13 protein-coding genes and 1 pseudogene are annotated in these 12,036 nt (G+C 72.6%); 6 read left to right on the top strand and 8 right to left on the bottom strand.

Going from position 1 to position 12,036, the window contains the following annotated elements:
* Positions 1–100 precede the first annotated feature (100 nt).
* From BLU82_RS11910 to BLU82_RS11900, 3 genes are read left to right on the top strand one after another with little or no spacing between them, the layout of a single operon-like run.
* Positions 101–706: a pyridoxal 5'-phosphate synthase gene (locus BLU82_RS11910; protein WP_092620142.1), complete on the top strand. Its 606-nt coding sequence runs from the start codon at positions 101–103 to the stop codon at positions 704–706.
* Between the two features lie 43 nt (positions 707–749).
* Positions 750–1,367 (top strand): class I SAM-dependent methyltransferase, encoded by a 618-nt coding sequence (locus BLU82_RS11905; RefSeq protein WP_092620139.1) that lies wholly within the window; start codon positions 750–752, stop codon positions 1,365–1,367.
* Positions 1,367–1,927: a TrmH family RNA methyltransferase gene (locus BLU82_RS11900; RefSeq protein ID WP_092620136.1), complete on the top strand. Its 561-nt coding sequence runs from the start codon at positions 1,367–1,369 to the stop codon at positions 1,925–1,927. The genes BLU82_RS11905 and BLU82_RS11900 overlap by 1 nt, the downstream gene beginning before the upstream one ends.
* Here BLU82_RS11900 and BLU82_RS11895 read toward each other — a convergent pair.
* Both BLU82_RS11895 and BLU82_RS11890 read right to left on the bottom strand, forming a co-directional pair.
* Complete coding sequence (locus BLU82_RS11895; RefSeq protein ID WP_092620133.1) at positions 1,904–2,224, bottom strand: AzlD domain-containing protein; 321 nt, start codon at positions 2,222–2,224, stop codon at positions 1,904–1,906. The two genes, BLU82_RS11900 and BLU82_RS11895, sit on opposite strands and share 24 nt — an antisense overlap.
* A gap of 2 nt (positions 2,225–2,226) precedes the next feature.
* Positions 2,227–2,922 (bottom strand): AzlC family ABC transporter permease, encoded by a 696-nt coding sequence (locus BLU82_RS11890; RefSeq protein ID WP_092625726.1) that lies wholly within the window; start codon positions 2,920–2,922, stop codon positions 2,227–2,229.
* A 66-nt stretch (positions 2,923–2,988) separates the two neighbouring features.
* Here BLU82_RS11890 and BLU82_RS11885 point away from each other — a divergent pair, with 66 nt between their 5' ends.
* The 3 genes from BLU82_RS11885 (at position 2,989) to BLU82_RS11875 (ending at position 5,233) form a co-directional block, all read left to right on the top strand.
* A complete protein-coding gene (locus BLU82_RS11885; protein WP_092620130.1) occupies positions 2,989–3,546 on the top strand; it encodes a helix-turn-helix domain-containing protein in 558 nt (185 codons plus the stop codon).
* 83 nt (positions 3,547–3,629) lie between these two features.
* A complete protein-coding gene (locus tag BLU82_RS11880; protein ID WP_092620127.1) occupies positions 3,630–3,986 on the top strand; it encodes a YciI family protein in 357 nt (118 codons plus the stop codon).
* 47 nt (positions 3,987–4,033) lie between these two features.
* Positions 4,034–5,233 carry an RNA polymerase sigma factor gene (locus BLU82_RS11875; protein WP_092620123.1) on the top strand — a complete coding sequence of 400 codons (1,200 nt, stop codon included), beginning with the start codon at positions 4,034–4,036 and terminating at the stop codon, positions 5,231–5,233.
* A gap of 198 nt (positions 5,234–5,431) precedes the next feature.
* Here BLU82_RS11875 and BLU82_RS11870 read toward each other — a convergent pair whose 3' ends face one another.
* From BLU82_RS11870 to BLU82_RS11845, 6 genes and pseudogenes are all read right to left on the bottom strand, one after another.
* Entirely contained in the window at positions 5,432–6,226 is a 795-nt protein-coding gene (locus BLU82_RS11870) for a pentapeptide repeat-containing protein (RefSeq protein ID WP_231947770.1), read from the bottom strand.
* Between the two features lie 20 nt (positions 6,227–6,246).
* Positions 6,247–6,897, bottom strand: a pseudogene (locus BLU82_RS11865) (dihydrofolate reductase family protein).
* 35 nt (positions 6,898–6,932) lie between these two features.
* The gene (locus BLU82_RS11860) at positions 6,933–7,901 is read right to left on the bottom strand and encodes a Ku protein (protein WP_092620120.1); all 969 of its coding nucleotides are present in this window, start codon (positions 7,899–7,901) and stop codon (positions 6,933–6,935) included.
* Positions 7,902–8,066: 165 nt separating this feature from the next.
* On the bottom strand, positions 8,067–9,245 hold the full coding sequence (locus tag BLU82_RS11855; protein WP_092620117.1) for an epoxide hydrolase family protein: 1,179 nt from the start codon (positions 9,243–9,245) through the stop codon (positions 8,067–8,069).
* 702 nt (positions 9,246–9,947) lie between these two features.
* Positions 9,948–10,967: a ParA family protein gene (locus BLU82_RS11850; RefSeq protein WP_092625722.1), complete on the bottom strand. Its 1,020-nt coding sequence runs from the start codon at positions 10,965–10,967 to the stop codon at positions 9,948–9,950.
* Positions 10,968–11,376: 409 nt separating this feature from the next.
* Positions 11,377–11,856 (bottom strand): hypothetical protein, encoded by a 480-nt coding sequence (locus BLU82_RS11845; protein ID WP_092620114.1) that lies wholly within the window; start codon positions 11,854–11,856, stop codon positions 11,377–11,379.
* Positions 11,857–12,036 lie beyond the last annotated feature (180 nt).

Below are 12,036 nucleotides of genomic sequence, written 5' to 3'. Positions count from 1 at the left end.
GCGGGCAGCGCCTCCAGCCCGGCCGCGGCTGCTGCTTCGTCACCGCGACACGGGCGACGAGGGGCAGCGAGCGGACACCGGGAGTCGAGATCATGGGCCGATGATGGCAAACGACGACCCCGCGCTCAACGGAGTTTCCGGGCACCCGCTGGCGCTGCTCGCGGACTGGATGGCCGAGGCGGCAGGCGCGGGCGACCCGCGCGCCTTCACCCTGGCGACGGCGTCGGCGGACGGGGTGCCGCACGCGCGGACGGTGCTCGCCGTCGCCGTGGACGACGCGTCGGTGTGCTTCACCAGCTCCCGCCCGTCGGTGAAGGCGGCCGACCTCGCCGCGAACCCGCGCGCGGCCGCCGTCTTCCACTGGCCGGCGCTGGTGCGGCAGGTGACCCTCCACGGGCCCGTCACCGAGCTGCCGCCGGACGAGGCGCGCGTGCTGTACGCGCAGCGGTCGCCGAACCTGCGCGCGCTCGCCTGGGTGTACGAGGAGCTCGGCGGGCGCGCCCTCACCGGCCCGGACGAGGTGCGCGCGGCGTTCGACCGGCAACTGCGCCGCGACCCCGCCGAGCCGCCGCCGTCGTGGCTGGCGTATGCGCTGCGCCCGGACCGCGTCGAGGCGTGGTGGATTCCCGGCGACGCCGGTGTGGCCACCCGGGTCCGGTTCGACCGCGACGGCGGCGAGTGGACGCGCCGGTACGTCCTCCCGTGACCTACCCTGAGTGCCATCCCGTCCGATCGATGGAGGCCGACCCTTGCCCGAACCGCCCGAGCACTACTACGCGAGTGAGCCCGGCGTGGCCAGCTCGAGGCGGACCATCGACGTCGTGCTGCCGGACGTGCGGCTGCGGCTGCTCACCGACACCGGCGTGTTCTCGTTCCGGCAGCTCGACCCCGGCACTCGGGTGCTGCTGGAGAACGCGCCGCTGCCGCCGGTCCGCGGCGACCTCCTCGACCTCGGCGCCGGCTACGGACCCATCGCGCTGACCATGGCGCACCGGCTCAAGCGCCGCCGGGTCTGGGCGGTCGACGTCAACGAGCGGGCGCTGGAGCTGGTGCGCGAGAACGCCGCCGCGACCGGGCTGGGCGGGGTGCGGGCGGCGCTGCCCGACGACGTGCCTGAGGACGTGCGGTTCGCGGCCATCTACTCCAACCCGCCGATCCGGGTCGGCAAGTCGGCCCTGCACGACCTCCTGCTGCGCTGGCTGCCGCTGCTGCTGCCCGGCGGCGCCGCGTACCTGGTCGTGCAGCGCAACCTCGGCGCCGACTCGCTGGCGAAGTGGCTGGCCGCGGCCGGTTTCCCGACCCGGCGGCTGGTGTCGCGCATCGGCTACCGGGTGCTCGAGGTCCAACCCCTGCGATCGGAGCAGTAGTGCGACAGCTCGGCGGAACGGAACTGAAGCGACTGCACCGGTCGTGGCGGCGGAAGGACTCCTTCCGGCTGTCGTTGCTGCTCGAGGACGTGCAGTCGCCGTTCAACGTGGGGTCGATCATGCGGACGGCGGCCGCGCTCAGCGTCAGCGAGCTGTACGTCGTCGGCCGCACCGCCTCGCCGGGCTCCCCCAAGGCGCAGAAGACGGCGCTGGGCACCGGCCGGTACCTGTCGTGGACGACGTACGAGGAGATCACGACGGCGATCCGGGCGGCCCGCGACGACGGCTACCTCGTGGTCGGCCTCGAGTTGGCCGACGAGGCGGAGCCGATGGCCGCGCTGGACCTGCGCCGCGACGTCTGCGTCGTGCTGGGCAACGAGGACCGCGGGCTGTCCGCGACCTGCCTGAGCCTGTGCGACGCGGTCGGCTACGTGCCGCAGACCGGCCGGGTCGGCTCGCTCAACGTGGCCGCCGCGGCCGCCGTCGCCTGCTACGAGGTGCGCCGCCAGGCCTGGGCCGACGCTCCCGCGTCCGGCTCAGGGGACGCCGAGCAGCCGTAGCACGGCGGCCGTCCCCGCGGCGGCCACGACGACCACCACGAACGGCGCCCGCCGCCAGGCCAGCACAGCCCCGACCAGCACACCGGCCGGCCGGGCGACGCTGTCGAACTCGCGGCCGTCCAGCATGGCCGCCGTCGCGACCAGCGCCGCCAGCAGCACGATCGCCGACGTCGCCAGCAGCTGCTCCGCGCGCGGCGGCAGCGTCACCCGGTCGCGCAGCGCCGGCCCGGCGTAGCGGAACGCGAACGTCCCCACGCCCAGCACCACCACCGCCGCGACCAGCGCCGTCGTCGACATCGTCATGCCGCCACCTCCTCGCTCCGCCGCGGCCGCGCCAGCGCCACGACGACACCGGCCAGCGCCAGCAGCACCGGCAGCCCGGCCTGCAGGAACGGCGCGGTGGCCAGCGCGATCGCCACCCCGGTGCCGGCCGCCAGCGCCGTCGTGCGGTCCCGCAGCGCCGGCAGCACCAGCGCCAGCAGCACCGCCGGGAACGCGGCGTCCAGCCCGAGCGCGGCCGGGTCGCTGACCACCGTCCCGATCGACGCTCCGGCCACCACCCCGACGTTCCAGCAGGCGAACAGGGCGACGCCGCAGCCCCAGTAGGCCGCCCGCCGCCGCTCGCCGGCGGGCTGGGCCAGCGCGAACGCGACCGACTCGTCCACCATGACGTGGCTGCCGGCGGCCCGCTGCCAGCCGCGGCCGACCACGTCGCCGACGGTGAAGCCGAACACGACGTGCCGGACGTTCACCAGCAGCCCGGCCAGCACCGCGGCGACCGGGTTGCCGCCCGACGCGACCAGCCCGACGAACATGAACTGCGCCGCCCCGGCGAACACCACGACCGACAGCAGCATGGGCAGCCACACCGGCAACCCCTCGCCGACGGTGATGGCGCCGAACGACAGGCCCACCACCGCGTCGGCGACACACACGAGGGCGATGTCCCGCGCCAGCGCCCGGTCGGCGCGTAGTGTTCGGTACATCGAACGCATGACCACTACACTGAACGATGACCGTCCGTTCGTCAAGGCGAACGATCGACCGATGGAGCGAACGCAATGAGTCAGCCCGGCGCACCGCTCGCCGTCATCGCCGCATCCCTGCAACGGGAACGGCGCCGCACCGGCATGTCGCTGGGCGAGCTGGCCCGGCGCGCCGGCATCGCGAAATCGACGCTGTCGCAGCTCGAGTCCGGCGCCGGCAACCCCAGCGTCGAGACGCTGTGGGCGCTCGGCGTGGCACTGGACGTCCCGTTCGCCCAGCTGGTCGAGCCGCCGCGGCCGCGGGTGCAGGTCATCCGCAAGGGCGAGGGCCCGGGCGTCGCGTCCGAGCGGGCCGACTACGTCGCCACCGTCCTGTCGGCCGGCCCGCCGAACGCCCGCCGCGACCTCTACCTCGTCACCGCGCAGCCGGGCGAGCCGCGCGTGTCCGACCCGCACATGCCCGGCGTCGTCGAGCACGTCGTGCTGAGCGCCGGCCGGGCGCTGGCCGGGCTCACCGACGACCCGGTCGAGCTGGCCCCCGGCGACTACGTCAGCTACCCCGGCGACCTCCCGCACGTGTTCCGCGCGCTCGAGCCCGGCACCTTCGCCGTCCTCGTCTCCGAACACCACTGAGTAGATTTCTCCGTCCGGGCTGTCGATTCGCCCGCCGGCCGCGTGTCGGGGAGGTGTCAGCACTCATCGGAAGGAAGATCCCCATGACCCAGTACGCGATCCTCATCTTCGAGCGCGAGGCCGAGGGCGGCCAGGCGGCGGAGTTGCCGCCGGAGGTCGTCGAGGCGCACGGCGCGCTGCCCGGCCGCATCCGCGAGAAGGGCGGCAAGGAGCTGGGCGGCATCGCGCTCGAGCCCAGCGCCACCGCCACGACCATCCGCGGCGACCTCGTCACCGACGGCCCGTTCATCGAGACCAAGGAGGCGCTGGCCGGTGTCTTCGTCATCGAGGCGCGCGACCTCGACCACGCCATCGAACTGGCCCGCATGACGCCGATCGTCAGCGGCGGCGTCGAGGTGCGGCCGCTGGTCGGGCTCGACTTCTCCGGGCTGACGTCCTGACCGTCGAGTCCGCGGTCGCCGACGCGCACCGCCGCGAGTGGGCCTTCGTGCTCGCCGCGACGGTGCGCGTCACGCGCGACCTCGACGCCGCCGAGGAGGCCGTCCAGGACGCCTACGTGCAGGCACTGATCCGGTGGGGCCGCGACGGCGTCCCGGCCCGGCCCGGCGCCTGGCTGACGACGGTCGCGCGGCGGACCGCGCTGAACAACCTGCGGCGGCAGCGGACGCTGCGGGCGAAGCTGCCGCTGCTGCTGATGGACGTCGACGACGTCCCGGGGGTCGAGGCCGCCGCGCTGGCCGACGACGCCGTGTCGATTCCGGACGACCGGCTGCGGCTGATCTTCACCTGCTGCCACCCGGCACTGTCGGAGGAGGCGCAGGTCGCGCTGACGCTGCGGCTGGTCTGCGGCGTCAGCACCCCCGACATCGCGCACGCCTTCCTCGTCGCCGAACCGACGATGGCCGCGCGCATCACCCGCGCGAAGAAGAAGATCGCCGCGGCCCGCATCCCGTACGCCGTCCCGGCCACGCGCGACCTGCCATCGCGCGTCGACGCCGTCCTGACGGTGATCCACCTGCTCTACGCCACCGGGCACACCGCGCACTCCGGCGCCGACCTCGTCCGCGACGAGCTGACCGGCCGGGCCCTCGACCTCGCCCGCATGCTGCCCTCGCTGCTGCCGTCCGAGCCGGAGACCGACGGGCTGCTGGCGCTGCTGCTCGTGCACCAGGCCCGCCGCGCCACCCGCACCGACGCCGACGGGCGGCTGCTGCGGCTCGAGGAGCAGGACCGGTCCGCGTGGGACCGCGACCTGATCGCCGAGGCCGACCGCCTCGTCGTCGGCGCCCTCCGGGCCGGCCCGCCGGGACGGTTCGCGCTGCAGGCGGCGATCGCGGCGCTGCACGCGCAGGCGCCCAGCTACGCCGACACCGACTGGCCGCAGATTCTCACCCTGTACGACGAGCTGCTGCGCCGCTGGCCCTCGCCCGTCGTCGCCCTCAACCGCGCCGTCGCGGTGTCGATGGTGGACGGTCCGGAGGCGGCGCTCGCCGAGGTGGAGGCGCTGGAGTCCGGCGGCCGACTGGCCGGGTACCGGTATCTGCCCGCCACCAAGGCCGACCTGCTGACCCGTCTGGGCCGGCACGCCGAGGCGGCTGCGGCCTACCGAGCGGCGCTGGCCCTCAGTGACAACGCCGCCGAGCAGGAGTTCCTGCAGGACCGGCTGAGCCGGACGCCGCCGCCCTGACCTTGCGGCGCCGCCCGGAGCTCGTGCCGCTCGCCGTGACGGCGGCGGTCGTCGTGGCCGCGGGCGCGGCTGGCTGGAACCGGGCTCCGGCGCAGCCCGTCGCAGTTGAAGGGACCGATCCACCGGCGGGCCGGTCCGGGTGCCGTCCTCCTCCCGGGCGGCACCCGGATCGCGGCGTCGCAGACAGGTGCGGCCGGCTCAGGCCGTCCAGTGCGGCGGCCGGTCCAGGCCGGACGGCAGCCGGGTCGCGCCGTCGCCCGCGGCGGCGGACGCCTGAGGCTGGGTGAGGAACAGCGCGCCCGACAGATCGGCGCCGCGCAGGTCGGCCGCGCGGAGGTCGGCGCCGATCACGTCCGCCCGGTCGAGCGTCGCTCCGCGCAGGTCGGCGCCGATGAGGTAGGCGCCGCGCAGGTCCGCGCCGGTGAGGTCCGCGCCGCGCAGCTTCCGTCCCATGAGGTCGGCGCCGCGCAGGTCACGGCCCGGTGTGCCGGCCCGGGCCAGCCGCGACGCCTCGCGCAGGAGCACGTCCGCGTCGGCGCGCAGGGCGGCGACGTCGACCGCGGCGAGGTCGGCGGCGGGTGCGGCGGTGAGCCGTTCGACCCGGGCCGCCTGCTCGTCCAGCGCCGGGTGCAGCCGCGCCGCCGCCGCGATGCCGCGGGCCGCGTGGAGGTGCCAGAGCAGCTCGTGCAGCGGCCGCATGACGGCGAACGCGGCCAACTGGTCCGCCCGCGCCGCCGCCGACGACCGCCACGTCGCGCCGCCGAACGTCACCTGCACGACCTGCTGACCAGCGCCGAAGCAGTCGTACACCGTGCAGCCGGGGAATCCGCGCGGCCGCAGTTCGGTGTGGATGCCGCAGCGGAAGTCGTCGCTCAGGTTGGGGCACGGCTCCCCCGCCGGCTTGTCGATGGCGAAGTCGGCCGAGCGGGTCAGCGCGGGACCGACGCAGCACAGCCCGGCGCAGCGGGCGCAGTCGGCGCGCAGTTCGAGCACGCCGCCAGCATAGATGTTGGTCAGGCCCGCTCGAACCGCGCGTGCACGGCGTTCTCGCCGGCGGTGAAGCCGGTGCACGTGTAGCCCGGCACGCCCACGCCGTCGTCGAACAGCCGCTCGCCGCCGCCCAGCAGCACCGGCGAGATGGCGATCTACAGCTCGTCGATCAGCCCGGCCCGCAGGTACTGCCGGATCGTCGCCGCGCCGCCCGCCACGATCACGTCCCGCCCGTCCGCCGCGTCGAGCGCCCGCTCCCGGGCCGCCTCGATGCCGTCGGTGACGAAGTGGAACGTGGTGCCGCCCTCCATCCGGACGGATGCGCGCGGGTGGTGGGTCAGGACGAACACCGGGTGGTGGTACGGCGGGTTCGGCCCCCACCACCCCGTCCAGGCGTCGTCCGGCCACGGCCCGCGGACCGGGCCGAACATGTTGCGGCCCATGATCGAGGCGCCGACGTTGCGCCACAGGTGCTGGGCGAACTCGTCGTCGACGCCGGTGCTGCCGCCCGGCTCGCCGGTCATGCCGTGGAACGTCCGGGTGCCGACCACCCAGTCGTGCAGCCGTTCACCTCCGACGCCGAGCGGGTCGCGGGGGCTCTGCCCCGGGCCGGCTGCGTAGCCGTCGACGGACACCGAGTACGTGTGGACGCGGAGCTTCTGTGTCGTGGTCATGCTCGTAGGTCGGAGTCAGGGCCGGGCCATCGACATCAAGCGGCGCGCTTCTTCGCCGCGGTTCGCTTGCCCGCCGTCTTCTTCGCCGCCGCCTTCTTCGTCCCGGCCCGCTTGCCGGCTGCCTTCTTCGCCGCGGTCGGCTTGCTCGCTGCCTTCTTCGCCGCGGTCGGCTTGCTCGCCGACTTCTTCGCCACGGTCGGCTTGCTCGCCGACTTCTTCGCCGGCCGCTTCTTCTTGGCCGCGGCGACGCTCTCCTGCAGCGCCGTGAGCAGGTCCGTCGCACCGGTCGCGGCCGGCGCCCGCTCGGCGACGACCTCCTTGCCCTCGCGCTTGGCGTCGACCAACTCCTCCACCCGCTCGGTGTACGTGTCGTGGAACCGCTCGGGCTTCCAGTCCTCCGTCATCGCCTCGACGAGGTCGACGGCCATGTCGAGCTGCTTGCCCTTCGACACCGCCTTCGGCAGGTCGCCGAGCTCCGCCACCGGGTCGCGGATCTCGTCGGCGAAGAACATCGTCTCGAGCACCAGGACCGGGCCCGACACGCGGACGCAGGCGAGGTACTCCTTGCCGCGCATGACGAACGTGCCCACGGCGGCCCGATCGGTGCGGTCCAGCGCCGTGCGCAGCAGCGCGTACGACCCGGCGGTCTCGTCGTCGCTGGGACCGAGGTAGTAGCTCTTCTGGAAGTGGATCGGGTCGATCTCGGCCAGCTCGACGAACTGGTCGATGTCCAGCGACCGCGACCGCCCCGGCGCGATCTCGTCCAGCTCCTCACGCTCGACGATGACGTAGTCGCCGCCGCCGACGTCGTGGCCCTTGACGATGTCGTCGTACTCGACCTCGTCGCCGGTGCGCTCGTTGACCCGCTTGTACCGGATGCGGTCAGCCGTGCCACGTTCGAACTGGTGGAAGTCGACCTCGTGCTCCTGCGTCGCGGAGTACAGGCGCACCGGGATCGAGACCAGCCCGAAGCTGAGGAAGCCACTCCAGATCGACCGTGCCATGGCCGGCCCGTACCCGGCGTGGGCGCATGACATGCACGGCAGCGGAGGTCACTGCCATCGCGCGGGCGACTGCCACGCGTCACCCGGCCCCGCCGGACCGGCGGCGCCGGCCCTCAGGCCGGCGCACCTGTGCTGTGTCACCGAGTCGGCGGCTCGGTGGGTCGCTCACCCTCCAGAACCCACCACCTCCCGGTACGGGCGGAAGAACTCGCGGAGCTCCTGGGCGTACAGCTCCGGCTCCTCGAACGGCGCGAAGTGACCGCCGCGGGGCGGCTCGGTGGCCCGGACGACGTTGGCGGTGCGGTCGAGCCAGGCCCGCGGCGGCCGGACGACGTCGCCCTGGAAGATGGAGAAGCCGGACGGGACCTCGATGCGGCGGGTCAGTTGCGCCGGCGCGATGGCGGCGTTGGCGGCGTACATGCGCATCGACGAGCCGATGGTGCCGGTGAGCCAGTAGATGGTGAGGTTGGTGAGGATCTCGTCCTTCGTGAACCGCCGCTCGATGTCGCCGTCGCAGTCGCTCCAGGCACGCAGCTTCTCGACGATCCAGGCGGCGAGGCCGGCCGGCGAGTCCATGAGCCCGGCGGCCGCCGTCTGCGGCTTCGTACGCTGCACGACCGCGTAGGCGCCCTCCGAGGCGCCCCAGGCGGCGGCGCCGCGCATCCAGTCGCGCTCGGACGGCGTGAGGTCGGCCGGGTCGCCGGTGAACACCGGCAGGCCAGCGTCGGTGCGATGCACCGCGACGACACGATCGGGGTGGTCGAGCGCGAGGTAGCGGGTGACGTGGCTGCCGATATCGCCGCCCGCCGCGCCGAAGCGTTCGTAGCCGGCCGCGCTCATCAGCCGCGCCCACAGTCCGGCGACGGCGATGGAGTCGAGCGGGACGGCCGGGCGGTCGGAGTAGCCGAACCCCGGCACGTCGGGCACCACGACGTCGAACGCGTCGGCGGGGTCGGCGCCGTGGGCGGCGGGATCGGTGAGCAGCGAGACGACCTTCGTGTAACGCCAGAAGGAGTCGGGCCAGCCGTGCGTGAGCACCAGCGGCAGCACCGGCCCGGACGGCGCGACGGCGCGGGCGTGCACGTAGTGGATGCCCAGCCCGCCGACGGACACCCGGAACCGCGGCAGCTCGGCCAGCGCCGCCTCCTGCGCCGGCCAGTCGAACTCGTCGGCCCAGTACGCGACCAGCTCGCGCAGGTAACCGACGTCGGTGCCGAGCGACCAGCCGGCGTCCTCGGGGGCGTCGGGCCAGCGCGTGGCCCGCAGCCGGGCGCGCAGATCGTCGAGCTCAGCGGCGGTGGCCCGCGGAGCGAACGGCTGCGGCGTCAACGTCTCGTCGGTCATGCGAGCCACTCTAGGAGGCACCACCGACAAGCCCGTTCAAATGCGCGGCGTCGTGCCACTCCTTCATCCATCAGGCCACCGCTGTTCTCGCCGAAGTGCGGTTCGGCGGTCGTCACGGCATCTGGGCGACGCTCTGGAGTAGTGTCCCTTGGACGAGGCAGGGTGGCGGACCTCGTGTCAGCCGACGTCGGTGGTGCCGCTGCGAAGGTCGCATGCGGTACCCATCGAGCCGACATCGTGCCGACAACGACCTGCGCGGACGCGGTGCGCGGCACCGTGCCGACGAACACGGTCTGTGCTGGCCGGCGTGAGGAGCTTCCTGGGCTGGGCCGTCGAACGTTCCGGGGTGCGATGGATGAGGGATCCGGGTAGCCAGGACCGCCCGGATCCCTCACCCATTGCGCAGCGTGTGTGTCGCCGCCGCGACGTGCGCCGCACCGCGAGACAGCCGAGCGCACTTCATCGGCATCACGAATGTCGCGGCCCCGGCGATCTCGACGTCTACCAACCCGGGACGCACCCCACGGGAGGGCAGCGGCGGCCCGGCTGTAAGCCGCTGTATCGGGTGCCCGAGGGCGCCGCCCATTCCCATCGCTGACACACTCGGTTGGCCGGCCCATCCTTAGCAGAGCCGAACTGCTCACTTGGCGAGCAGCTGTGGCTCTCGGCGCGGCGCACTGCGTCCTTCGCGGCAGATTGACGTCAGAGCTTCGACGTGAGGCTGCTCATCGCGTCCACCATGTTCAGGCGGTAGTCCTCGTGGACGGTCACGCGATGCCCGAGCACGGTGCGTTTGCCTGACCTGAGCGCGTAGAGCGGTGTGCCTTGGGCAAAGGCTACGACGCCCGTCGTCTGGAAGTCTCGGACGTTCACGACACCTTGCGCGACATCGCTGAACGTGAAGATGTCCGGGTTGCTGCCGATCAGCTTGGTGACATCATCGTCGATCGAGCGGAGCACGGCGGCATAGGCCGACGCAGAACCCATGTACTGCGTGATCCGGTTCTTCGCGATCAGATGGACCTTGGGCAGCTCCCGCTTCTCCTCCATGAGCCGCGTTGCGAATGCATAAGACTGATAGATGTCCGACGGCAGCTTCAGGCCGTAAACGAGTGAGAAGGCGTTCTGGATCGCGCGGCGGGAGGAGTCGTCCGCCATGACGGGCAGCACCAGACGGTCGACCGCAGACAATGCAATCTGGGTGTAGATCGAGAAGCTCGGGTTGCAGTCAATGAAGATCGTGTCGTAGTCGTCCCGGATGTCGGCGAGAAGATCGCGTAGCCAATCCACGACCGCTACCCACGCGTTGGTGCCGGGGATCTGGTTGTTCGCCAGGGTCGAGATCGCGTTGGACTGCAACTCGAGCAGCGGATCGCCGCAGATCAGATCGACGTTCGTGGGGATGTCAGGGTTGAACGCTGAGGGCGCCGTGATGAAGTCCTGCGCGTTGACCGATGGCGGCGAGTAGGGGGCGGGCAGGCGCAGCTGAAAGTAGCCGCCGATGGTGGCCCGGACGGTCTCGCCCTGGCGGGCGAGTAGGCGGGTGCTGCCCTCGTTCGCGAGGCCGCCAAGGAACAACTCGGACAGGTTCGCCTGTGGGCACACGTCGATCGCGAGCACGCGCTCGCTGGGGTGACTGTCGGCATAGAAGCAGATGGCCTGGAAGCACAGGCTGGTCTTGCCGGTGCCACCCTTGTTGTTCCAGAACGCGTAAGTCGTCATACACGGCTCCTCGGCCTCATCGGACACACTCGTGTCCACAATGGACAGCCTAGCGTCCGATCTGGACGTTGCGCAACGTGGTCGGTGAGCAGGCTTGACCGGATTCGCTCCTACACATCGGTTAGCAGTTGACAGCAGTGCGCACGTCGGCGAGCGCGCGCCACGCAGGCCAATTCTGGGCGGAGTGGCGTTGTGCTCAGGCATCGCGCCCGACCAGCTGTCGGTGCTGCCGCCCGAACGCCGCCAGCGAGCTCACGACGAAGGCACCGCGCTCCGGTCACCCACTGAGCAGCGGCCCGGGAGGAGCCGCACCTGTCACGGGCAGCCGGACCATGCGCGGAGGATCATCCGGAGTGTGTCCGAGGGGGGACTTGAACCCCCACCGGGCCCGGGGAGATCGATGCGCAGCCTATTGAGCACCGCCCTCACTGACGCTGTCGGCGCGGGGCAGGACCGAGTCCTCGAGCTGGCCGTCCGGGTCGTAAACCGCGCACATCACCGCGCGGTCGCCGTCGGCCCAGGTCTCGGGGGTGGGGAGGATCGGGTAGTAGTCGAGGCCGGACTCGTCCTGGCTGGTCCACTGCTGCTCGAACCCGCGGCCGCACTCGTCCCAGCCCAGTTCGGCGACGGCGGCGCGGTCCCAGGGTCCGTCGGGGGCCTGGACGAACATGAACGACTGGTTGTCGGCGCCCTCGTCGCACGGCAGGTAGAGCACGACGTCCTCGCCGGCGAGCTGCGAGTACTCGGGGTCGGAGAAGCACTCGGTCAGCTCGATGTCCAACAGGCCCGTGACACCGGCGTCGACGAAGGTGTCGTCCTTGTGGGCCGGACCGCCGCAGGCGGCCAGGGCGAGCAGGACGAGCACGGCGAGCGGGCGGCGGGCGGGCACGGCCGAAGCGTAGGCATCCCCGGATGAACGCCACGTGACGGACGGGTGCCCGCCGGGCCGCGCGGCCGTGGCCATCTGCCGTCACCGGGTGCGACCCGGTCGCAACAAGAGAGCCGTTTTCAGTTGTTCATCACCGGGTCAACCAGCCGTGACCTGTCCGTTCTCACCCTTTCCGACTGA

The organism is Jiangella sp. DSM 45060 (assembly GCF_900105175.1).
In the GTDB taxonomy this organism is placed as follows: Bacteria; Actinomycetota; Actinomycetes; order Jiangellales; family Jiangellaceae; genus Jiangella.
Note: the sequence above shows the minus strand (reverse complement) of the source record. Positions and strands in the feature narration are given on the sequence as shown.